Annotated in this window: 29 protein-coding genes; 7 read left to right on the top strand and 22 right to left on the bottom strand. The window is 62.4% G+C overall.

Annotated features, from left to right (window positions below; all coding sequences use genetic code 11):
- Positions 1-67 precede the first annotated feature (67 nt).
- From RS899_RS15615 to RS899_RS15595, 5 genes are read right to left on the bottom strand one after another with little or no spacing between them, the layout of a single operon-like run.
- The gene (locus RS899_RS15615; protein WP_315807513.1) at positions 68-346 is read right to left on the bottom strand and encodes a hypothetical protein; all 279 of its coding nucleotides are present in this window, start codon (positions 344-346) and stop codon (positions 68-70) included.
- On the bottom strand, positions 343-633 hold the full coding sequence (locus tag RS899_RS15610; protein WP_315807512.1) for an ogr/Delta-like zinc finger family protein: 291 nt from the start codon (positions 631-633) through the stop codon (positions 343-345). The genes RS899_RS15615 and RS899_RS15610 overlap by 4 nt, the downstream gene beginning before the upstream one ends.
- Before the next feature lie 3 nt (positions 634-636).
- Positions 637-1,182, bottom strand: a complete 546-nt coding sequence (locus RS899_RS15605) for an antA/AntB antirepressor family protein (protein ID WP_315807511.1) — start codon at positions 1,180-1,182, stop codon at positions 637-639.
- Positions 1,179-1,655 (bottom strand): YmfL family putative regulatory protein, encoded by a 477-nt coding sequence (locus RS899_RS15600; RefSeq protein ID WP_315807510.1) that lies wholly within the window; start codon positions 1,653-1,655, stop codon positions 1,179-1,181. Before RS899_RS15600 ends, RS899_RS15605 begins: the two co-directional genes overlap by 4 nt.
- A gap of 29 nt (positions 1,656-1,684) precedes the next feature.
- Positions 1,685-1,885 carry a DNA-binding protein gene (locus RS899_RS15595; protein WP_315810443.1) on the bottom strand — a complete coding sequence of 67 codons (201 nt, stop codon included), beginning with the start codon at positions 1,883-1,885 and terminating at the stop codon, positions 1,685-1,687.
- Between the two features lie 80 nt (positions 1,886-1,965).
- On the opposite strand from RS899_RS15595, the gene RS899_RS15590 reads away from it, so the two are divergent.
- The 7 genes from RS899_RS15590 (at position 1,966) to RS899_RS15565 (ending at position 5,223) form a co-directional block, all read left to right on the top strand.
- Positions 1,966-2,295, top strand: a complete 330-nt coding sequence (locus RS899_RS15590; RefSeq protein ID WP_315807509.1) for a helix-turn-helix domain-containing protein — start codon at positions 1,966-1,968, stop codon at positions 2,293-2,295.
- A gap of 36 nt (positions 2,296-2,331) precedes the next feature.
- A complete protein-coding gene (locus tag RS899_RS15585) occupies positions 2,332-2,937 on the top strand; it encodes a hypothetical protein (protein WP_315807508.1) in 606 nt (201 codons plus the stop codon).
- 183 nt (positions 2,938-3,120) lie between these two features.
- Complete coding sequence (locus RS899_RS15580) at positions 3,121-3,303, top strand: hypothetical protein (protein ID WP_315807507.1); 183 nt, start codon at positions 3,121-3,123, stop codon at positions 3,301-3,303.
- Positions 3,304-3,461: 158 nt separating this feature from the next.
- Entirely contained in the window at positions 3,462-3,671 is a 210-nt protein-coding gene (locus tag RS899_RS30855) for a carbon storage regulator (RefSeq protein ID WP_409978018.1), read from the top strand.
- 311 nt (positions 3,672-3,982) lie between these two features.
- On the top strand, positions 3,983-4,408 hold the full coding sequence (locus tag RS899_RS15575; protein WP_315807506.1) for a type II toxin-antitoxin system RelE/ParE family toxin: 426 nt from the start codon (positions 3,983-3,985) through the stop codon (positions 4,406-4,408).
- Complete coding sequence (locus RS899_RS15570) at positions 4,389-4,826, top strand: helix-turn-helix transcriptional regulator (protein ID WP_315807505.1); 438 nt, start codon at positions 4,389-4,391, stop codon at positions 4,824-4,826. The genes RS899_RS15575 and RS899_RS15570 overlap by 20 nt, the downstream gene beginning before the upstream one ends.
- Positions 4,801-5,223 (top strand): hypothetical protein, encoded by a 423-nt coding sequence (locus RS899_RS15565; protein WP_315807504.1) that lies wholly within the window; start codon positions 4,801-4,803, stop codon positions 5,221-5,223. The genes RS899_RS15570 and RS899_RS15565 overlap by 26 nt, the downstream gene beginning before the upstream one ends.
- A gap of 47 nt (positions 5,224-5,270) precedes the next feature.
- On the opposite strand, the gene RS899_RS15560 is transcribed toward RS899_RS15565, so the two are convergent.
- The 17 genes from RS899_RS15560 to RS899_RS15480 form a co-directional block, all read right to left on the bottom strand.
- The gene (locus RS899_RS15560; protein WP_315807503.1) at positions 5,271-6,524 is read right to left on the bottom strand and encodes a phage late control D family protein; all 1,254 of its coding nucleotides are present in this window, start codon (positions 6,522-6,524) and stop codon (positions 5,271-5,273) included.
- Positions 6,521-6,961, bottom strand: coding sequence for a phage tail protein (locus RS899_RS15555; RefSeq protein WP_315807502.1), 441 nt, complete (start codon positions 6,959-6,961; stop codon positions 6,521-6,523). Before RS899_RS15555 ends, RS899_RS15560 begins: the two co-directional genes overlap by 4 nt.
- 6 nt (positions 6,962-6,967) lie before the next feature.
- Positions 6,968-9,874 carry a phage tail tape measure protein gene (locus RS899_RS15550; protein ID WP_315807501.1) on the bottom strand — a complete coding sequence of 969 codons (2,907 nt, stop codon included), beginning with the start codon at positions 9,872-9,874 and terminating at the stop codon, positions 6,968-6,970.
- Entirely contained in the window at positions 9,864-9,983 is a 120-nt protein-coding gene (locus tag RS899_RS15545; RefSeq protein WP_315807500.1) for a GpE family phage tail protein, read from the bottom strand. Before RS899_RS15545 ends, RS899_RS15550 begins: the two co-directional genes overlap by 11 nt.
- Before the next feature lie 8 nt (positions 9,984-9,991).
- Complete coding sequence (locus tag RS899_RS15540; RefSeq protein ID WP_315807499.1) at positions 9,992-10,342, bottom strand: phage tail assembly protein; 351 nt, start codon at positions 10,340-10,342, stop codon at positions 9,992-9,994.
- Between the two features lie 96 nt (positions 10,343-10,438).
- Positions 10,439-10,765: a hypothetical protein gene (locus RS899_RS15535; RefSeq protein ID WP_315807498.1), complete on the bottom strand. Its 327-nt coding sequence runs from the start codon at positions 10,763-10,765 to the stop codon at positions 10,439-10,441.
- A gap of 2 nt (positions 10,766-10,767) precedes the next feature.
- Positions 10,768-11,601 carry an ORF6N domain-containing protein gene (locus tag RS899_RS15530; protein WP_315807497.1) on the bottom strand — a complete coding sequence of 278 codons (834 nt, stop codon included), beginning with the start codon at positions 11,599-11,601 and terminating at the stop codon, positions 10,768-10,770.
- A 4-nt stretch (positions 11,602-11,605) separates the two neighbouring features.
- On the bottom strand, positions 11,606-11,779 hold the full coding sequence (locus RS899_RS15525; protein WP_315807496.1) for a hypothetical protein: 174 nt from the start codon (positions 11,777-11,779) through the stop codon (positions 11,606-11,608).
- 811 nt (positions 11,780-12,590) lie between these two features.
- Positions 12,591-13,106 carry a phage major tail tube protein gene (locus RS899_RS15520; RefSeq protein WP_315807495.1) on the bottom strand — a complete coding sequence of 172 codons (516 nt, stop codon included), beginning with the start codon at positions 13,104-13,106 and terminating at the stop codon, positions 12,591-12,593.
- 26 nt (positions 13,107-13,132) lie between these two features.
- Positions 13,133-14,305 (bottom strand): phage tail sheath protein, encoded by a 1,173-nt coding sequence (locus RS899_RS15515; RefSeq protein ID WP_315807494.1) that lies wholly within the window; start codon positions 14,303-14,305, stop codon positions 13,133-13,135.
- Between the two features lie 88 nt (positions 14,306-14,393).
- Positions 14,394-14,678 carry a phage tail protein gene (locus tag RS899_RS15510; protein WP_315807493.1) on the bottom strand — a complete coding sequence of 95 codons (285 nt, stop codon included), beginning with the start codon at positions 14,676-14,678 and terminating at the stop codon, positions 14,394-14,396.
- Positions 14,679-14,686: 8 nt separating this feature from the next.
- On the bottom strand, positions 14,687-16,354 hold the full coding sequence (locus tag RS899_RS15505; protein ID WP_315807492.1) for a phage tail protein: 1,668 nt from the start codon (positions 16,352-16,354) through the stop codon (positions 14,687-14,689).
- Positions 16,355-16,365: 11 nt separating this feature from the next.
- The gene (locus RS899_RS15500) at positions 16,366-16,656 is read right to left on the bottom strand and encodes a hypothetical protein (RefSeq protein ID WP_315807491.1); all 291 of its coding nucleotides are present in this window, start codon (positions 16,654-16,656) and stop codon (positions 16,366-16,368) included.
- On the bottom strand, positions 16,653-17,870 hold the full coding sequence (locus RS899_RS15495; protein ID WP_315807490.1) for a phage head spike fiber domain-containing protein: 1,218 nt from the start codon (positions 17,868-17,870) through the stop codon (positions 16,653-16,655). The genes RS899_RS15500 and RS899_RS15495 overlap by 4 nt, the downstream gene beginning before the upstream one ends.
- 24 nt (positions 17,871-17,894) lie before the next feature.
- The gene (locus RS899_RS15490) at positions 17,895-18,128 is read right to left on the bottom strand and encodes a hypothetical protein (protein WP_315807489.1); all 234 of its coding nucleotides are present in this window, start codon (positions 18,126-18,128) and stop codon (positions 17,895-17,897) included.
- The gene (locus RS899_RS15485) at positions 18,125-18,397 is read right to left on the bottom strand and encodes a hypothetical protein (RefSeq protein WP_315807488.1); all 273 of its coding nucleotides are present in this window, start codon (positions 18,395-18,397) and stop codon (positions 18,125-18,127) included. The genes RS899_RS15490 and RS899_RS15485 overlap by 4 nt, the downstream gene beginning before the upstream one ends.
- Positions 18,398-18,406: 9 nt before the next feature.
- On the bottom strand, positions 18,407-19,192 hold the full coding sequence (locus RS899_RS15480; RefSeq protein ID WP_315807487.1) for a hypothetical protein: 786 nt from the start codon (positions 19,190-19,192) through the stop codon (positions 18,407-18,409).
- Between the last annotated feature and the right edge of the window lie 2 nt (positions 19,193-19,194).

The raw sequence follows: 19,194 nt of genomic DNA, 5'->3' as shown, positions 1-19,194 counted from the left end.
AACCTCGAAAAAAGGGTGTAGCTCGCCCAAACCCACGGGGCGCGGGCTTGGGCTGGGGGTCAGGAGATCAGGTGTGCTTCAGGAGTCGGATGCGGTTGTCGGGGTGGACGTTGCTGGCCCAATCCACGCCGAGCCAGACCACTGCGCGTGGCAGGAAGGCGTCAGTCCAGGCGCGGTCGGTCAGGAGTTTGGCGAGTGCGCGGAGGGCTCCAAGGTCGTCGACCAGATGGTCGATGCAGGCCTGTTTGAGCGGGTCGGTATCGGCGAGGTACTGGTCGGCGTGGATCAGCAGGTAGGCGCGGGCGGCTTGTTGCAGGGTGGTGCGGTAGTCGTTGGAGCGGTTCATGACACGTACTCCAGTGGAGACAGCATATCGAGCTGGGTTTCGTCGGCCTTGGCCATGGCCTGGCGGCGCATGATGACTGGGGCGACGGGGAGCTTGATGGTGGGGTTGGGCATGGCGGACGGGCTCAGTTCGTGGGTGATTTCGAACTGGGCTCGGGCGCAGAAGCCGCAGGCCTCGTTGGCACACTGCAGGTAAGCCGTGCGCAGGAGGATGTGGGTGCCTTCGCTGGTGCGGATGCGCAGCGAGCCGTGGCAGTGGGGGCAGACCAGCCGATAGGGGACGCTCATGGCTCAGCCCTGCGTGGCCGGGAACAGCTCGCCGTTTTCCGGTGCTGCGCGGCCTACCTTGTCGAGCGATGGCACCGGCAACGCGAGTAGGTGACAGTGCTGGGTCAGCTGGGCATGCAGTGTCGCGCGGATGGCGGGCACCGTTTCGGCCTTGAGCTGGGCCAGCAGCCTGGGCACTTGTCGATGGATGGCCAACTGTTGCGAGACGCTGAGGTAGGTAGCGCCCCGGCTCTCCAGCACCTGGCGCTCCAGGGCGATGAAGTAGCGGCGTACCTGGCGGCCCTGTTCATTGTTCTCGACCATGGCCAGCTCCTTGGCCATGTCAAGGGTGAGGTGGTACTCGGTTGCGGGACGGCCCCCATCACTTTTACTCAGGACTGAGTAAAAGTCCTCGCCCTGAACGAAGCCGTATTGCTCTATTCGGCGTGCCATCCAGTCGTTGAAACGGGTCTGCACCTCAAGGAATTGGTGCAGGTCCTGAGCATTGCAGAGCTGTTGTGGACGTCCGTCAATTTCGCCGTTAAACACCGGAATCAGTTGCTGGTTCATGCTTTATCTCCTTGTTGCCGGTGCAGCGTGATGACGGCGCCAATCTCGGCGTGGCGGGCGGCGATGTGCTTGCGGTGGGCAGCGATGATCTCGGCCAGCTCGGCTTCGCCGATACGGCCATCGCGCAGAGCGTGGGCGATAATCTGATTGACCTTGCCTTCGGCCACATCGGTGGCGAGCGAGCGGGCGTAGAGGTCCAGGTTGTCCAGTTCGGTATCCGGCGGCATGAGCACGAAGACGCCGCCATATTGGCGAGAGACGAAGTCAGCGTAGAAGCTGGTGCCGGCGTGCTGTTCCAGGGCCAACAACTGGTCGTCGGTCAGAGGACGGCTGCCGGAACTCTCGTAGGCATGGTTGTCGAACTTCTTCAGTTCCAGGCCCAACCAGGCGGCGGCCATTTCGCGCCCGCCGGGGAAGGCTTCGATAATGGCCCTCACCACCTGGCGGCGTGTCGCAAGAATCTTCGTTTTCATCTTCCGGTTTCCTCTCGGCGCAATGGCCACTATTCTGCAATCACGCCGACTTTGATGCCGAGGGCTACAGCGACGCGATGTGCTTCCCCGCGAAGGCCCTTCTTAGTGCCCGCCAGGACTTGGTAGGTCGTGAAGACATCAAGGCCCTTTTGTTCGGCGAAGTCTTTCACCGACAGGCCCAGCTCGTTGAGCCAGGCCTTTGCTTGTGCAGGGGTGCGAGTGGCATGCATCATTCAAATCCATTCAAAAACGTTCAATGCAACTCAGACTAACACTCAAATGAGTGGCGTAAAACGGAAATCATATTCGAATGAGTGGAATTGGTGAGCGGTTGCGCGAGGAGCGTGAACGCCTTGGCTTGTCGCAAGGCAGCTTCGGGGAGATTGGCGGCGTGAAGGCAAACGCCCAGGGAAATTACGAGAAGGGCGAGCGTAGCCCTGACGCCGCGTACCTTTCAGCTGTAGAAGCTGCTGGGGTCGACGTGCTTTATGTCGTCACTGGGCGGCGCTCTCTGCCTGGCGAAGTGAGCCCGATGGAGGCCGATCTGTTGCGCCTGTTCAAGGGAATGTCAGACGACGATCAGAGATCGTTCCTACGCTTGGCAAAGGGAATGTTCGTCGTGTCCGCCGGCGAGGCGTAAATAGAATCGGGCGATCTTCCTTTAAGGATGTACGCCGTGGAGTTCTTGCTTTTGGTCGCCGTGGTCACAGTTGTCTTTGTCGCCATGGTTCGGCGTGCAAAACGTCGTGAAGCTGAGTTGTTTCGACGCTTAGACGAAGAAGGCGAGTCATTGGAACAACCCAAGCCCGTGGCTCAGCCAGAGTATTGCCCTCAGCGCAAGCTCAAGGCGTTGAGTGCAGAACAGCAGCAAGCGATTCATCATCAGTGGGCCGAAAGTCGGAAAGACCCCATTGCGGCGGCTGCCCTTGGCCTACATTTGGAATTGCCCGCTAAGTCTGTTGCGTGGGCGAAGGTCAAGCCCCAACTAGCGGCGCCGAAGAAGCCCCGAATCCGAGCCGCGAAACCCCAACGACCAACGCGCGCGATCCGCGAGGGGTGGAGCATTGGTGAGGTCGAGTTTCTTTATGAGGACCGTGACGGAAATATCACATTTCGTACCGTGACGGTCCATTCGGTTTCGCGTTCGGCTTTGAAAGGGGAATGCCATTCCAAGCACGCGGAGCGAACCTTCCGGCTCGACCGAATTATTGGCGAAGTCACGGATTGCGAAACGGGAGAAATTCACGACCCAAAGGACTGGGCGGAATCGATGCGCGACTGAGGATCAACGAATACGAGTAAAGCCCCGCCATTGCGGGGCTTTTTTATGGGCTATTACTGAGGGCTATACGCTTTGGAGACAGCTGTGCGAAGTTTCCTAAAGCACGCTATTGCGAGTTCGATTTATGGGCCTGTGCTCGGGGGCCTTGCATGCTGTCGGCATCATGCTGATGGAGTTCTCAGAATGCTGGACAAGAAGGAAAAAGGGGGACCACCTCCGAATGCCGATGCTGTGCTGCAAGTGCCTGCTCTGTCGCTAAGCGGCAGTGAATGGGAGTTGGTGAGGCTTTACAGGCACCTGGTGGAGAAGGATCGCCAATACCTGATGCGCTGCGCTGCTGCGCTGATCGAGACGGCCCGCCACTGATGCAGGACCCCCGGCGCCCGCCGGGGCTTCATGAGTACTCTTGATACTGACAGCTGATCAGCCTATCTCTCGCAATACCCGCGGAACCCTTCCGCCTCTATCTCGGCGTTTTCCCACTATTCGCTGTGTTTGACTGAACGATCTCTCACCGCACCAGGATGGACGCTATGGAATTCATACTGACCCCTTTGCCTGATGAAGGCCTTGAGCTTTGTTTGCAGCCGCATACAAGCGCATATGAACTACTTGATGCCGTGAAGCGCGAGGGGATACGTGTGCGTATCACGTCAGTGAAGGGGAATCAGGTGAGGATTGGGGTGGAGGCGCCGTTCTGTCTTCAAGTGGGGCGTTTTGAGGCAGAGAAATAGCTGAGGCTACTGGCTTTGTAGTCAATTTCGAGCATGCTTGATTCGTGCGATGATGGCTTGTGGCTACTGCGGCCGTTAGTCAGGGAGCAAGGCGCTCCCAGGGTGGCTATGAGTGGAGAGCTAGGAGGAATGGGGTTTCCCCGTCTTTCGCTACCAATGTCACTGTTAGTAAATTGACGCTATCAATGAAAAGGGACTTGACAAATTGATTTTCGTCCAAATTTTTTCTGAAAAAAGACTTGCCAAAGCCATCGGAACGTCTAGCTTTGACTTAACCTATGGGTTAATGTGCGGCCTCCCTCGGTGGTTGCGTGAAGCTTAAGGTCCTCTTTAATGGGCGTTGGAGAGTCGTTTCTCCGATGGAACCGGATGGCCGATCCCAGGTCGAAATCTTCATGGATGAGCTTGCTGCAAACTTCAATTCGAACGTCGCAGGCTTGGTTCGGATGATGGAGATACATAGTGAGAGTGGTTCGGATGAGTTCAACACGAAGCAGTGCCACTATGTTGATCAAGGCGAGTGCATCTATGAATACATTAAGGGACGCTTGAGGGTCTTTTGGTTTGAGGATGATGACCGTGTAGTGGTATGCACCCATGGAATCATCAAAAAGGATCAGAAGACACCGAAGAGAGAAGTTGAAAGATCAATAAGAGCGAAAAGGCTGTATCTTTCTGCCAAGGAACGGAATGAACTTGAGTTCATAGAGGAAGACGATGATGAAAGCATTTCGTAAACTTATACAGGATATAAAAAGCACACACGAATATAGGGTTGAACGCGCTAAGCTTGAATTTGTTCGCTCGCTTTCTCGCCTGATGAAAAGAAAAGGTGTCAATAGCGCCGAGCTTGCAGAGAAAGTTGGTACCAGTAGTGCTTATATTTCAAAGGCACTTCGCGGTGATACTAATTTCACAATCGATTCGATGGTGAAGCTTTCCCATGCTATTGGTGGTCAACTTCATATCCACATAGCTGAGCCCTCCGCTTCAGTACAGTGGTTCGAGGTGTTTGCCAATACGTCTATGCATGCCAAATCGGAGCCGCTTGAGAGCGTGGCTGTCCTTGAGGCGTTGCAGGATAGTGAAAGTTACATTGATGTGAGCGAATTCTACCGCGAGTGCCAAAATGAAGAGCGCAGGATTTTTGCTTGAATCTCTTTTTTTTATGGAGTTTCAAGTTAATGCAAACCCGGATTTTGATTTTGATTCAAATGATCCCGTAGCTGAGCCGCATGTGAAGGTTTTTTTTCATTCGCGAGACGACAGAACTCTTCAAATGGGTTTGGGCTATAAGGTCGAAATAGAGAATTCCTCAGACCCCTACTATATCAATTGTTTGATCGTTGGGAATTTCATCGTTGATGACGATGTGCCGGAGCCGGAGCGAGCGAAGAAAGTTGCTTTCAGTGGGCCAAATATGTTGTACGGCTCCCTGCGGAATCAAATTGCAACACTTACCGCAAACAGTGCTTGGGGGCAAATAATTATACCTCCGGTAATCTTTGGTCCTGAGGATTTCTACCAGCCTACGGAAGGCTCACTCGAATAGTGTAAGTTACTAAAAGGCCCCGTTATACGGGGCCTTTTTCGTTCGTTTTAGGGGGTATACCCCGACCTCATCTTGCTCCACTCCCTATCGACCGCCCTTTTGGCGGTCGATTTGTTTGCGTAGAGGAAAGGCAGGCGGCGGGGCTTGGTCTGGGGGCCGGCGGTGAGGGTTTGCTCGGTGCCGGTGGTGTCGTCCCTGTACCAGGCGAGGATGCCGGTGTAGTCGCCGGCGGCCTGGTCGGCGAGGTCGCTGACGAGGTCTTCTGGGAGCTTGGCTTCCAGCTCCAGGGCGGTGGTGAAGCCCTGGTCGGTGAGGCTGTGCAGGAGGTTGCCGCCGTACCAGATGATGGCGGCGATTTCGTCCTTGACGCCGTGGAGGCTGTAGGTGAGTTCGGGGATGAGGTCAGGCCGTGCCCGGGCGAGGGTGTAGCTGAGGGTGGCGCTGCCGCGTTGCAGGCGGTTCCATTCCGAACGGGCGGCGCGCAGGGCGCTTTCGAGGTCTGCGTAGGTGTGGCGCAGTTCCTTGAGGTTGTCGCCGCCGCCGGCGATGGCTTCCTGCTTTTTGGCGCTGTTGACGTCGTAGTAGTAGGCGCGGACGCCGTCGTAGGCGTCGCGGTCGGCCTGCAGGTAGCGGTGCTGGTCGCCGTCCGCCCTGGTGAGGGTGATGTGGGGCAGGGGTTGGCCGCTGACGGTCTGGCCGAGGCCTGCGGGCATGAACAGCAGGCGGCCGGCCTTGACGGTGGCCACCGCGTCGTATTCCTCGCCGAGACGGGTGAGCAGGTTGGCGTCGGATTCGTTGGCCTGGTCGAGCTGGAGGATGGGCAGGGGATCCAATGCTTCGGCGATGGCGGGGTCGAGCTGGTTGCCGGCGGCGATGTCGCGCAGGACCTGGCCGAGGGTGGCGTTGCTCCAGCTGCGTTCGCGTTTGACCTTGAGGGCTTTGCGCAGGTCGGCGCTGCGGGCGCGGATGCTGAGCACGTCCGGGGCGCCGCTGTGTTCGGTTTCGTCGACGGTGTAGGTGCCTTTGTCGACGAGGCCGGTGTCGCTCCAGCCGAGCCAGAGGCGCAGGACGGCGCCGCGCGGGGGGATGGCGAGCAGGCCGTCGTGGTCGCTCAAGGTGATGCTCAGCTGGTCGGCCTCGATGCCGCGATTGTCGGTGAGTTCGATGCCGACCAGGCGCGGGGTGAGCAGGGCGGCGAGGTCCTGGCCGTCGACGGTGAGGCGGTAGGCCGGGACGGGGTAGCCGGGTGGTGTATCGCCACGCACCAGGGCGGCGGCCTTGTCGAGCGGGGCGAAGCTCACAGGATGCCCCGCAGGAGGTTGCCGGCGGTGCTGAGGGCCGCGCCGAGCAGGTCGACACGACCGTCGTCGATGCGGGTGAGCTTGAGGTTGAACTCGATGCGGCGGGTGGCGCCGTCCTGGAAGAACAGAGTGCGGGTGTCGCCAATGGATTCGATGACCCAGAGGCCGAGGATGCGGCCGGTGCCTTCGACCAGGGGCCAGGCGCGGCCGGTGTCGGCCATCTCACGCAATGCATCGAGGCTGAGCTGGGTGCCGGCCAGCTCGGGCAGCAGCAGGCCCTGCAGGGTGAGTTCGTCGTCGCCACGGCCGAGGAACTGGCGCGCGGGCTGGGCGCCGATGCGGCTGGTGCCGGGGTGGCGCCAGGCGGTCTGCCGTTGGAGTTCCTGGTAAGCGAGGGTGTTTAGGGAAAACACGAACATGCCGAGGGCCATCATCATGGCGTGTTACTCCGTATCGCCCAGGCGCGAGCGCAGGCGGGCGGCCTTGCCGCGCTCGCGTTCGTCGAGCAGTTGATTGACGATGCGGCGCAGCTCGGTGGCGTCGGTGCCTGGGCCTGCGTTGATGTGGAAGACGTTGGTGTCGCCCTGGACGATGATCGAGGACGCGGCCGCTGCAATGGGGGCGCGGGTGTCGATGCGCGGCAGGGGGCGTTCGGCGGCCTGTGCGGTGGGCCAGCCGGCGCTGCTGGTGAGGATGGGCAGGGCGATGCCGCCGGCGGTGATGACGCGCCTGGCCAGCTCGCTGATGGCGGCCAGGGGCTGGCCTGCGCCGGCGGCGATGCCCTGGGCGAGGCCTTCGCTGGTGAAGCCGCCGAGCTGGGCGAAGACGCGGGACGGGCTGTGGATGTCGAGCTTTTCCTTGAACCAGGCGATGGTGGAGTCGCCCACCTGGTTGATGGCGTCTTTGGCGAGGCCCATGGCGTTGGTGATTCCATCGGCAAGGCCCTGAATCATCTGCGCGCCGAGCTGGGCGAAGCGCGTAGGGAGATCGATAAGTCTGCTGAGCATGCCGCCAACGGCCTGGCCGAAGCGCTCGCCCATGTTGGCGGCGGCCCCGCCAATGTCGTCCACGGGCTTGAGCAGGTCTTTGCACCAGGTGATGAGTTTGCCGATGCCGGCGCCGATGGCAGACAGAAACAGACCAGCAACCTGCCAGGTGATTCGCAGCATATCGCCGAAAACGGGGATTTCCATGATGGCGGAGCCCAGGCTCTTGAGTGCGGCCCAGAGTTGGCCGAAGGCGGCCAGGGTTGGCTCCATTGCTGCGGTGAGGCCCTGCCAGAAGCCTATGAAGAAGCCTTTGATGGGTTGCCAGTATTTGTAGACCAGCAGGCCGGCAGCGACGAGCCCCGCCAGGGCGGCGAGAATCCAGCCGATGGGGGTGGCCATGATAGCGGCGCCTAGCGTACCAATGGCGCCGCTAAGTAGGGGGAGCACGGTGACGGCAGCGGTACGGGCAAGTGTGAGGAATGAGCCGAACGCAGGGCCAAACAGGCCGCCCAGGCGCGCGCCGCCAGCTTTGGATAGATTCATGGCGCGGGCCAGCAGGCCAAGCTTGGGGGCGGTAACGGTGGCCGCCGCTTGGGTGCCCAGTATCTGGCCTGTCGTGATGCCGGCGCGGATACCGAGCAGACTGAGGCCATAGCGGGCCATTGCGAAGGGGCCGAGGATGGCCGCCATGGCGATGCTCAGACCGCCGAAGGCGGTCATCAGCATGGCGCCGCCGGCGACGACCTTGAATATGCCGCTGGCCAGGGCGGGGTTGGCTTTGACCCAGCCGTCTAGCTTGTCCAGCAGGTTGCCCACTGAGTCGATAAGCTCCATGACAGTAGCGCGCAGGCCGCCCCCCGCGCCGGCCTGGGTGTTGAACAGCTTGTTCTGCAGGATTTGCCAGCGGCCGCTGATGCTGTCGGTGCGGACGTCCATCTCGCGTTGCATGGAGCCTTTGGCGGCGCTGTCGTTGACCAGGTCGAGCTGACGCTTGAGTTCGTCGTAGTTGTTGATCAACTTGGCGGCGTCCTTGCCGAACTCCTTGCCGAATATCCTTGTGGCTGCCTCGGTTTGCTGGTCTGCATCGAGGGCTTTGATCTTCTCCAGCACCTGCAGGAGGGTGCCCATGGCGTCCTTGCTCATGTTCTTCTGGATAGCGGCCGAGTCCAGGCCGAGCATCTGCATGCCGCCCTGGAAGGTCTTGCCCTGCATGTTGGCGATAGACAGTTCGCGCAGCATGGCGCGGGAGGCGCTGGCAGCGACCTCGGGGACTGAGCCCAGGCTGAGGAAGGTAGAGCCCAGGGCCGCGGCCTTCCGGTAGTCGAGCTTGTCGGCCACATCGCTCATACGGGTGAGGGTGTCAATGATGTCGCCACCCTTGGACTTGGTGCTGTCATCCAGGTAGTTGAGGACGTCGCCCAGTTCGCTGACGTTCTTGATAGGCACCTTGTAGAGGCCTGCGATGCGCCCGATATCCTCGCCGACCTGTTCGGCGGGAAGTTCGAAGGCGACCGAGGCGGTGGCCGATACTCGGGCCATCTCCAGCAGGTTGTTCTTACCCTGGATGCCGGAGCGGGCTTGTGCTTCGACCAGAGCGGCGAATTCCGTAGTGGCAATGGGTATGCGCCCGGTCGCTGCCTTGATGGCGTCGCCGATCTCGTAGTACGTAGCTGTGAGCTTGCCGTTGGCGTCGCGCGCGCCGTCTACCTGCTTGGCCACGCCCTGCATGGCGTCTTCGAAGCTGGAGTAGGTCTTGATGACGTTGAGCACGGGCGCCCCGGTGGCAACGCCGGCGGCGGTTGCGCTGGCACCGGTCATGGCGACCTTGCCGGCGAAGGCGGTACGCTGGTCGTAGGCCGAGCGGGCGGAACCGAAGGCGACCAGGCGTTGCTTCTGAGCTTCGATGCTGCGGGTAGTTTCGTCGATCTGCTGCCGCAGCTTGCGCTCATGAGTGCTCATGTCGCGGGTATTGAGGCCGGCGCTGTGCAGCTTGGTACGCAGTTCCTGCAGGGCCTGGCTCTGCTTGCCATGCTCTTCTTTCAGGGCCGAAGCTGCCTGGATTGCTCGCTGGTATTCCTTGACCAGGTCCTTGGTGGGGACCTTGGTCTGTGCCATCAGTTGAGCAAGTTCCTTGACCTCCGAGCGCGCATCCTTCATCGCCAAGGAGGTTTTCTCCAGCGCGGCTCGCTGAGTGCGCCAGGCCGTAACATCTTTCTGCTGGGCGTTCAGTGCCTTCAGCGCTTCGCGGGATGCCTTGAGGGCGCGAGCGGTGGCGCCGCTGCCCTCGGTGATGCGTTTTAGCGGGCCGAGGGCCTTATCGACGACGTTCAGTAGGACGCGTAGTTGAAGATCACTCGCCATCGGGGTTGTTCCTTACCCTGGCGCGCTCGCGCCACTGCATCAGTTCGGACAGGGGCAGCCTGTCGAGTTGCTCGGGCTGCCAGTGGAAGACGAGGGCGAGGTCGGCCATGGCGTTTTCTACGCAGTCAGGTAGGCATTCGCCTTCGCCTGCTTCTGCAACAAAAAATCGATCACCTTGGTGCCGCAGGCGAGCAGGTCGGCTGGGTCCATGGCGTTGGCTTCGGCTTCGGTGATGCTGGGGGCGGCGATGCGGGGGAGCAGTTTGACCAGGCTGGCGGCGTCGAGCTGGAGCAGGCTGGAGAGCTGCAGGCCGCGCAGTTCGCCGGCGTTGGGTTTGCGGATGGTGAGCAGGTCGATTTCGGTAGCGCCGCGACGGATGGGGGTGTCGAGTTCGACGGCGTTGTCGGGCAGGGTCTTGGACTCGACGGGGGCTTCGGTGGTGGTGGGGGTCTGGTCGGCGGGTTTCATGGTGACTCCTTGGCGGATGGTTGCCGCCAAGGGTCGGTTACGCGCGCGCGCGGGGAAATGGGCAGGGCTTGTATGGGGGGGCGTTACAAGTCGAGGTTAGTAACCATAAGGGTCCATCTCGGCCAGGGCCTTGATGGTGGGGGCATATTCCTTCATGAAGTTGAGCAGATCATGAAGGGTAGGCATGACGTAGCCTTGTATGCCTGCACCGAAACCGGCCAAGACGAGCGCGGCGTATTCGGCATCGCCACTACCTTCGTAGACCTCAAGGCCAGCCAGGTGGTTGCCGTATTGCTGATGACGCGAAAAGCCTTTTATTCGCAGGGCTTCATCCAGGTCGATTTCATTCTCCGTGCATAGCTGATGGATGAAGTCCGGTACTTCGTCAAAGTAGGCGCGGCCTGATTCGTAAACGAGCAGCATCTTCAAAACTCCTTTGCGGTGATATCGAACACCCAGCACTTCACGATCTTGCTTTCGAGTTTGCTCTTGACGGGTTTGTTACCAACGAAGGGCGGGGTTTCGCAGGCCCGCCAGGCGTCGTGGATACTGACGTCGAAAGTGAACTCGATGCCGTGCTCGGCGAACAGTTCTTCAAGGTGCGGGACGTTCACGGCCAGCAGGCGCCTGGGGCGCAGTGAGTGGTTGAAGTCCACGCCCTTGCCTTTGAGGTAGGCGAGGGCCTTCCAGAAGTCGATGAGGTTGTCCGGCGGCGGTGGGGTGGCGGCGCCGAGGGTGTCCTGCCCGGGCGTGGGCAGGCCCATGGCCTGGGAGACGATGGCGAGCTGCTGGTAGATGACTTCGCGCAGGCCGGGGTCGCGGGTGTTGGCCAGCTCCTTGGCCAGGGCGAGGCGGTGGCGCGATTGGGTGACGTAGTGGGTGGCGGGCGTCGCCGGCTGCTCCTGCCGCTCGAAGTAACCGTCGACCAGCATGTCCTGAACCTGCCAGGACAGTTCGTCGGTGAAGGACTTCACCAGCAGCAGGTAGCCGCGTTGGGTGAGCAGGATTACGTCTTCGTGGGATTTACTCGAAATGATCCCAGGTTTGTGCGTACGAAATTCGTCCGCACAAATTTTGTACAGATGTTTACCTTCGATAAATCGGTCGCGGTTGGTATTGAAGTTCCTTCGCGCGGTGCCGGTTGGCCGTTGGTGTACTTCGTCAATCATTGCCAGGGTGACAACCCGTTCCCCCCGGTGCTCGATGACGGTCAGGTCGCTGTTGGCGATGGTGATGATCTGACGCATAGGGCTGTTCATGCCTTCACTCCCAGTTGAGGGCTGGACACTTCGCCATGGCGGCGATGGCCCGGCGGATGAAGTGTTGGTCAGGCTCGCTCAGGCGGCGCAGGGCGTTCAATAGAGCACGCTCGGCCGGGGTGATGTTCTGGCGGAATGGGCGGTAGTTGGCAAACGGATTGCGAGCGGGGGTGGTCATGTCCATGACTCCTACGAAGCGGTGCGTAATCCGCTTCCCCGAGGCCAATCAGGGAGGGCGGAACCGTGCGGGTTGGCCTACCGGCTCGTAGAAACCGGCCACTCTTGCGAGTGCCCACACGGCCCACCCATAACGCAGGTGCTGCCGTGCAACGGACATAAAAAAACCGCCAAAGGGCGGTGGTCCGCCTACGAATTTCCGGGAGGCCAATCCCAGGTCGCTGGATTGACAGCGACGGGCGAACGATAGCGCCGGGGCGCCTGGGCGTCAACGGTATAGGAATAGTGTACCGGTGAGCCTGGTACTCACATTCTGAGTATCAGGTGTTTCGGAAATCGAAACGGGCGAGGTAAGGGATGGTCGTCATGACCATTCCTCTGCTGCGACGAATTTCGTCGGAGCAACTGGTCAAAATTTGCGCGTCCGTTTTTCGGACGCACAAAGCTGGGGGGAGGTAAGGAACCATATTCATCATGGATATGGTTACTCGGACGTTTTTCGTCCGAGTAACTCTGCTCTCACGAACCGTGATACTAGGTCGGGCAGTTATGGAGATTTCCTCCATAACTGAAGGTGTTGAGATGATCTCAATACCTTCCAACCATGGTGGTAATCACAATGGTTGGCGGGCAACCGTTGTTGTCATAACAACGGTTGACGAGCAGTTGTCACCGAAATGGTGACAACCGTGTGTGTGACACACACGATTGCTTGTCCGAAAAACGGACGAGCCATTCGGCCCCTATAAAGGAAGGGTGTAGCGCAACGCTACACCCTGACTCCGTACGAAATTCGTCCGAAGTGGCCGCCGTCAGATACCCAGGGCCTTGCGCTGCTCGGCGAGCATGTCCTTGCCGTTGACGCGTTCGACGAAGTTGAGGACGTCGATTTCGAGGGCTTCCTCGCCGTCGACGATGAGCTTGTAGTAGCTGCAGTTCATTTTGACCTTCTGTTCGCCCAGTTCGCCGGGCTTGCCTTCGCCGAAGTCGATTTCTTCGTGGCGGCCGCGCAGGACGAACTCGACGCTGTGGACGTCGCCGGTGTCGTCCTGCTGGTAGGCGCCGGTGAGGCGCAGGGGGACGGCGCCGACGCTGGTGGCGGCGTATTGCTTGACGGTGATGAGGTCGAAGCCGCCAAGGCTGAATTCGAAGACGAGGCCGTCGTCGCCGAGGCCGAGGTCGACGGCGACGGGGCCGTTCATGCCGCCGCCGCGGTACTTCTCGGTCTTGCGGGTGAGCTTGGGCGGGGTGGCGGACTTGGCGACGCCGAGGTAGCTGTTGGCGTCGTTGAAGAGGTTGAGGTTCTTGAGGATGCGGGGCATGGCCATGGGGTGGTTCTCCGTGTGTCTGCGGCTCAGGCGGCCATGCGGCTGGCGAAGTCGACGAGGAAGCGGTCGGTGATGCGCTGGCGGAAGTTGAGGTCTTCCAGCGGTGGGACGGGGGTGTAGGCGTAGTCGATGTAGAAGCGGCCGGCCTTGAGGGTGTCCTTGTCGTTGACGGCGGGGTCGAACCAGGCTTCGCCGTCGATGAGGAAGCCTTGTGCTTTCAGCTCCCGCAGCTTGGCGTTGACGCCTTCGATGAGGTCGCGGCCGAGGCTTGGGTGCAGGGGTTTGTCGATGGCCCAGAGGTGGGCCTCGCCCATCATGTCCGCCAGCAGCTGGGCGGTGCGGGTGTAGTTCTCGAAGGCGAAGAGCGGGTCGGGGCTGCAGGTGCGGTTGCCCCAGAAGCGAAAACCGCCCTGGTTGATGAGGGTGGTGATGTCTTTTTCGTTGAGGTAGCCGGCGTCGGTGCTGGGGGTTTGCAGGTCCCACCAGACGTCGGCGGAGGTGCCGGTGACGCCGTTGACGGGGATGTTGGAGAGGGTTTTGTGCCAGCCGATTTCCTGGTCGATCTTGGCGCGCAGGCCGAGGGCGCGGGCGACGGCGGGGGCGGTGACGGTCTTGCTGGTGGCGGTGTCCCAGCGCTGGAAGTCGGGCCAGATGACCATGGCTTCACGGGCGCCGATGGCCTGGCGGTAGGCGTAGGCCTCTTCTTTGGTTTTGGCGCCGTAGGCGGAAAGGTAGGCGAAGGAGCGCATCTGCTGGGCGAGGGCGATGAGTGCGGTGGCCACGGGCTGGGTGTCGAAGCCGGGGACGCCGAGGATGCGCGGGACGACGCCGAACTTGGCCTTGGCGGTGAGCAGGGCCTTCATGCCGGTGTATTTGCCGGTGGCGTCGGTGGTGCCGATGAGGGCGGTGTTGGTCTTGGCGGCGTCGGCGCCTTCGGTGACGCGCACGACGATGGTTGCTGCGTTGGTCTGGTCGGCGATGGCCTGCAGGCTGGGGCCGAGGGTGCCCTTGGTGCCGGCCTTGCCGATGGCGGCCTGCAGGTTGGTGATGAGGACGGGGGTGTCGACCGGGAAGAAGGCGGCGTCGGCGTCGGCGGCGACGGCGACGAGGCCGATGACGGCGGAGCTGGGGGTGCGGATGGGGCGGGTGCCGTCGTTGAGTTCGAAGACGCGCACGCCGTGATGGAATTCGCCTGCCATGGGTCTGTGCCTGTGCGGGTGGATGACAGTGCAGAGGCTGCCGCGCGCGCGGGACGATGCCCAGCAGTGCGGCTTGTATGGGCGGCGCTTACAAGTCGCGGGGGGCGTCGATGAGGGCGGCGACGTCGGGGTTTTCCTGCAGGAAGGCGGTGAGCTTGGCGATGGGGTCTGGCGCGGCCTCGGGCTTGGGCTTGTTGACGAGGTCCCAGGCAATGCCGTTGTAGCGCGGCCAGCGGTCCTCGGGCCAGGTGTCGGGCGGGGCTACCTGGGTGGTGCGGGCGGGGAGCAGGTAGACGCCCGGCTCCATGGGGGATTCGTCGGCTTCGATGGTGCCGGCGTAGAGGCCGGCGGTGTCGAACTGGTAGGCGAGCATAGGCGGCCTCAGTAGCGGATGCAGGCGAGCAGCGCGAGGTTGCGCGGGCGGGTTTCGGCACTGCCGGTGGCGTTGATGGTGATGGTGTGGGTGTGGGTGCCATTGCTAACGATGGTGAGCGGGTGGCTGTGCTCGCCGGAGGTGCCAACGGAGACCGCGTGGGCGTGCTCGCCTGCGCCGTTGATGTAGACGGGGTGAGCGTGATCGCCGGCCGCCTCGATGTAGATGGCGTGGGCGTGGTCGCCCTCTACGGAGGTGCGGTCCGAACCCGTGTTCTGTGTCGGCGAGCCTTTGCCGGCGCCAGTGACAGGGTTGCTGGCTGTGTGGCTGTGGGCGCCGTTTGTGCTGCTGCTGGCTGCGTGGACGTGGCTACCGGCTGCACCGGTCGATGCGCTGTGCCCGTGGTAACCACCGGATCCACCCGTTGCACCGTGGTTATGGCTGCCGCCGGCGTTGGCGGTGCCGGTGTGGTTGTGACTGCCGCCATCGGTGGCGGTGCCGGTGTGGTTGTGGCTTTGCACGGCGCCACTTTGTGTACTGCCGAAGCTGCGGCCGCCGTCGACGCCGCGACCGTCGTCCCAGCCACGGACGAATTCGCCGCGCAGGTCGGGGAGGTTGAAGGTGGTGAACTTGTCGCCCTCGCCGTAGGTGGTGCCGATGGCGGCGAAGAGTTCGGCATAGGCGGTGCGGCTGACGGCGGCGCCGTTGGCCTTGAGCCAGCCTGTGGGGGCGCTGCTGCGGGCGAAGAAGGCGACCAGGCCGGCGGGTGCGAGGGTTTTGGCTTCGGCCTGGCTGAAGACGCCGAGGTTGCCGCGGGCCTTGGCGGGGTCGGTGAGGTCCGACAGGTTGTTGGCGCGTTCCAGCGGGGCGGCGGCGCTGCCGGCGGGCTCGTTGTTGACCAGGGTGATGCGCGAGCCGGCGGGCCAGGATTTGCCGAGCTTGAGGCGGGTGGGATTCTGGGCGTCGGGTTGCCAGTCGTCCGTGCCGGTGCCCTTGTCCTTGCGCAGGCCTTCGATGTAGACGGCGAGGCCGTAGGTGGTGGTGACGGTGAGGTCTACCGTTGTTTGTCCAGCGGCCAGGGTCTGGCGCTCGGCGATGGTGTCGACGGTGACGTTGATCTTGCCGAGGTCTTTCCATTCGTAGTCGCCGTCGGTGTTGGACTTTTTGCCGAGGACCTGGGTGACGGTGCCGCCGGGGATGATCTGCGCAGCGGTGATGTGGGTTGTTACCCAGAGCTGGGAGGCGACGGCGATGCCGGGGTCGAGCTGCAGGGTGACGACTTCGGCGTTGCTGACGAGGAAGTCGAGGCGGACGACGACGTCGGAGAAGGCGCCCTCGGCCTCGGTGGGCTTGTAACTGTCGGGCAGGTTGCCCAGGGCGATGAGGGTGCCGTTGCTGTCGAACAGGCCGACTTCGCGCAGGGTCCAGCCGCCGGCGCTGGCGGGAATGACCAGCTCGGCGGTGAAGCGCTTGGTGTTGGTGGCGGACTGGTAGAGGCGGTTAATGGTGCCGCGATAGCGCTCGCGCGCCAGGCCGGTGGCGGTTTCGGCGGGCGTGACGGCTTTGCCGTTGCCGTCGCCGACGGCCATGTGGGTGAGGTTGATGGGGACCTTGAGGGCCTCGGCCCGCGCGAGCGCGGTGAGGCCCTTGAGGGTGTGGATGCTCTTGTACGCCATGGGTCAGCCCCTTATGCCCAGACGCGCCAGGGGGTGGCCGGTTGGTGCTCGGTGATCGAGGGCGGCCAGGCGATGGGGACGTCGGTGCGCAGGTTGGCGTGGTAGCCGGGCACGGGCTTGGGGGGGGCCTCGGGGTCCGGGCTGTCTTCGTACCAGGTGCCGAGGATGTCGAGGCTGACGCCTTCGACGGGAGCGAGGTGGCCGTCGTCGCTGAGGGTGGCGAGGCCCAGCTCGGTCAGGGCAGTGCGCATGGCGGCTTCGGTGGCGGCGGAAATGTAGTGGTCCATGGCTGCGGTACTCATGCGGTGAGGGCTTGGAGTTCGACGTCGGAGAGGCGGCGCGGGTAGTAGCGAATAGCGCGGACGTGACCGTTGAGCAGTTGCGACCCACCTGTAATTGCGCCGACGGACATTCTGCTCAGTGGCCCAGGGATTGGTGAGGTGGTGATTTGCGCGCTGAGAGTGCCGTTGACTGCCCCACGGGCATCGCCAGCGGCCCAGGCGGCAGCGCCTTTGTAGATTTTGCCGGCCAACGGTGTACCCGTTATGGAAAACAGGGCGGTATCAGCCCCCCCGGTTCCTATGCCACCCGCTCGCATCAGGGTGGCAGTGAACTGCAGGCCGATCACGCGCTCGGCGATGCCGACATTGCCGGTGATGCCCGCCCCTGTCGCGCCGGCGTTGCCAACAGGAACGGACGATACCGAGGCTTCTACGTAGAGCGTGCCCTGCATTGGATTGAACCAGGGTGACAGACTGGTCAACGCGACTATGTCGGAGGCGCGGGTGGCCTGGGCAGCGGAGGTCTCGATGATGCTACTGGCGAATGCTCCGAGTTCCAGTTGTGGTAGCTCAACCACGAGGGCATCCGTGATGTTCACGGGCACCGCGCTGGAGGAACTGCGGGATGGCCCGAGTACTCCGCGTATTGATTCGCCTTCGAGGGTGATGAGGGCGGAGAGGGTCAGCCGCCAGCGATTGTTCCCCAGTGGGATGGCTGCTGCGGTTGCCCCACTAAAACCAGCTCCGAAATAGGCCACTGGAGCAACGGCTCCCGTCGAGATGTTCACGACAACACGACACGCGGAGTTGATGCTGGTAGCGCCCTGCAACTGAATGTAGGCCGCCCCTGCTCCCGCAGACGTGACGACAAAACTGACGGTGTAGGTCTTGCCACTGGTAATGGCGACCGACTGAGTGAGTTGAGGTTGGGAGTTATCGGCCAGCGGGGTCAGCAGGCAGGCGCTTTGATCACCCTTGATCGAGCTTTGCCCTGGCAATACGCCCATGCCTCCCTTGTTCCAACTGCTCTTGGACAGGTCGGATGACCACAGGAACAGATTGGTGCGCTGCTCTTCTATGAGAAGACCACGCAACTGCCGTGTGGCTGGGTCATAGTCGAAGCGTGGTTCATTGCCCGGGATAGTCTCCAGCAGTCCTAGTGCGTTGTGGCGCATGCCAGCTCCGGCACGGGTGATGGTGATGAGATCGGTTAGGTTCTTCTGTGTCAGGGCCATGGCGGGGCTCCGTGGTGTGTGGCGTCAGGCTGCCGCGCGCAGCGGCAGGGTGAGTTCGTTGAGGACCAGGGGTAGGGGGTAGCGGACGTCGTCGGCGCCCTGGGTGGCGTAGTAGTCGGTGAGGAAATCGAGGGTCAGGGACGCGCTCTGGTAGTCCTCGGGCAGGCGCGGCGGGGCTGTGCCGGCGGCGTTGGACTGGCCGCGCAGGGCGCTGACCAGGGCGCGCACCAGGGGGTGGCAAAGCGGGCGGGTGATCACTGGCGGACCTCGACAGCGGCCGCTGTGCAGGTGACGCACTCGATGCGCAGCTGGTCGTTCTTGAGCAGGCTGATGGTGCGGGCTGCGACTTCGGTGAAGACGAGGTCGGGGTAGGTGTGGAACTGGCCGTCGGCGCCCTTGAGGCTGACGATGACGCGCCCCTTGGGGCCGAGGGTGCCGCGCACGAACAGTTGCACGTCGCCGGCCTCGGGGACGGTGAGGGTGTCGGTTGAGGCCTGTTTGTTGATGAGGGCGAGCAGCAGGGCCATGGCGATTCCTCAGAAGGTTTCCAGGGCCGCACGGCGCCAGATGTTGGCCCCCGTGGCGACGTAGATATGGGTGGCGCTGATGGCGATGTCGCCGAGGGTGCCGGCGGCGGTGGCCTTGGTGGGGACGCTGACCAGGCGGGTGCCGTCGCCGGTGACGTATTCGAGGGTTTCGCCGACGACGCTATAGGTGCCCATGACGCGCGGTGACGGATCGAGGTCGATGCTGTAGCGGCCGGCGATGAAATCGAGCGAGAGGGTTTCGCTGAGCAACTGGGGCACGGCGCCGATGAAGTCGAGGGCGAGGCTTGGGCCGCTGCCGGCGGCGCTGGTGTGGGCGCGATACCAGCTGGAGCGGTTGCCTTGGGTTTCGTCGGCGAGGACACGGACGATGCCGCCGTCGGGGACGGACCAAGCGGCGCCGTGGGCGTCGGCGTAGGTGTCGGCGATCTGCCCGACCTTGGCCAGTTCGGCGGCGGTGGTGGCGCGCTGGCTGCTGGTGAGGGCGGCAAGGGCGCTGCCCTCTGCGGCGGTGACGGCTTCGGTGACGTCGATGCACTGGATGCGCACGGTGTAGCTACGCCCTGGGGCGGTGACTTTCATGTCGTACAGGCCGTTGGGGGCGGCGAACTGGATGAGGCCGTCGGCGTCGGCTGTGACGGGGTTGGCCAGCGCGGCGCCGGCGGCAGTCTTGAGGCCGCTGGCGAGGGTAGTGGTGGCGGCGAGATAGAGGGTAGCGACGGCCCCTGGCAGGAGGTCGCCGGCGGCATTCTGGGCGAAGTAGTTTTTCAGTTCCATGT

The sequence above is a fragment of the Pseudomonas sp. C9-3 genome (assembly GCF_032392015.1).
Lineage (GTDB): Bacteria > Pseudomonadota > Gammaproteobacteria > Pseudomonadales > Pseudomonadaceae > Pseudomonas > Pseudomonas nitroreducens.
The sequence above is the reverse complement of the archived record's forward strand: the minus strand, read 5'-3'. Positions and strand labels throughout refer to the sequence as shown.

Bases quoted from the DNA above. Each gene is read 5' to 3' on its own strand.
- RS899_RS15615 (WP_315807513.1), bottom strand. From the start codon at position 346: ATGAACCGCTCCAACGACTACCGCACCACCCTGCAACAAGCCGCCCGC.
- RS899_RS15610 (WP_315807512.1), bottom strand. From the start codon at position 633: ATGAGCGTCCCCTATCGGCTGGTCTGCCCCCACTGCCACGGCTCGCTG.
- RS899_RS15605 (WP_315807511.1), bottom strand. From the start codon at position 1,182: ATGAACCAGCAACTGATTCCGGTGTTTAACGGCGAAATTGACGGACGT.
- RS899_RS15600 (WP_315807510.1), bottom strand. From the start codon at position 1,655: ATGAAAACGAAGATTCTTGCGACACGCCGCCAGGTGGTGAGGGCCATT.
- RS899_RS15595 (WP_315810443.1), bottom strand. From the start codon at position 1,885: ATGCATGCCACTCGCACCCCTGCACAAGCAAAGGCCTGGCTCAACGAG.
- RS899_RS15590 (WP_315807509.1), top strand. From the start codon at position 1,966: ATGAGTGGAATTGGTGAGCGGTTGCGCGAGGAGCGTGAACGCCTTGGC.
- RS899_RS15580 (WP_315807507.1), top strand. From the start codon at position 3,121: ATGCTGGACAAGAAGGAAAAAGGGGGACCACCTCCGAATGCCGATGCT.
- RS899_RS30855 (WP_409978018.1), top strand. From the start codon at position 3,462: ATGGACGCTATGGAATTCATACTGACCCCTTTGCCTGATGAAGGCCTT.
- RS899_RS15570 (WP_315807505.1), top strand. From the start codon at position 4,389: ATGATGAAAGCATTTCGTAAACTTATACAGGATATAAAAAGCACACAC.
- RS899_RS15565 (WP_315807504.1), top strand. From the start codon at position 4,801: ATGAAGAGCGCAGGATTTTTGCTTGAATCTCTTTTTTTTATGGAGTTT.
- RS899_RS15555 (WP_315807502.1), bottom strand. From the start codon at position 6,961: ATGATGATGGCCCTCGGCATGTTCGTGTTTTCCCTAAACACCCTCGCT.
- RS899_RS15550 (WP_315807501.1), bottom strand. From the start codon at position 9,874: ATGGCGAGTGATCTTCAACTACGCGTCCTACTGAACGTCGTCGATAAG.
- RS899_RS15545 (WP_315807500.1), bottom strand. From the start codon at position 9,983: ATGGCCGACCTCGCCCTCGTCTTCCACTGGCAGCCCGAGCAACTCGAC.
- RS899_RS15540 (WP_315807499.1), bottom strand. From the start codon at position 10,342: ATGAAACCCGCCGACCAGACCCCCACCACCACCGAAGCCCCCGTCGAG.
- RS899_RS15535 (WP_315807498.1), bottom strand. From the start codon at position 10,765: ATGCTGCTCGTTTACGAATCAGGCCGCGCCTACTTTGACGAAGTACCG.
- RS899_RS15530 (WP_315807497.1), bottom strand. From the start codon at position 11,601: ATGAACAGCCCTATGCGTCAGATCATCACCATCGCCAACAGCGACCTG.
- RS899_RS15525 (WP_315807496.1), bottom strand. From the start codon at position 11,779: ATGACCACCCCCGCTCGCAATCCGTTTGCCAACTACCGCCCATTCCGC.
- RS899_RS15520 (WP_315807495.1), bottom strand. From the start codon at position 13,106: ATGGCCATGCCCCGCATCCTCAAGAACCTCAACCTCTTCAACGACGCC.
- RS899_RS15515 (WP_315807494.1), bottom strand. From the start codon at position 14,305: ATGGCAGGCGAATTCCATCACGGCGTGCGCGTCTTCGAACTCAACGAC.
- RS899_RS15510 (WP_315807493.1), bottom strand. From the start codon at position 14,678: ATGCTCGCCTACCAGTTCGACACCGCCGGCCTCTACGCCGGCACCATC.
- RS899_RS15505 (WP_315807492.1), bottom strand. From the start codon at position 16,354: ATGGCGTACAAGAGCATCCACACCCTCAAGGGCCTCACCGCGCTCGCG.
- RS899_RS15500 (WP_315807491.1), bottom strand. From the start codon at position 16,656: ATGAGTACCGCAGCCATGGACCACTACATTTCCGCCGCCACCGAAGCC.
- RS899_RS15495 (WP_315807490.1), bottom strand. From the start codon at position 17,870: ATGGCCCTGACACAGAAGAACCTAACCGATCTCATCACCATCACCCGT.
- RS899_RS15485 (WP_315807488.1), bottom strand. From the start codon at position 18,397: ATGGCCCTGCTGCTCGCCCTCATCAACAAACAGGCCTCAACCGACACC.
- RS899_RS15480 (WP_315807487.1), bottom strand. From the start codon at position 19,192: ATGGAACTGAAAAACTACTTCGCCCAGAATGCCGCCGGCGACCTCCTG.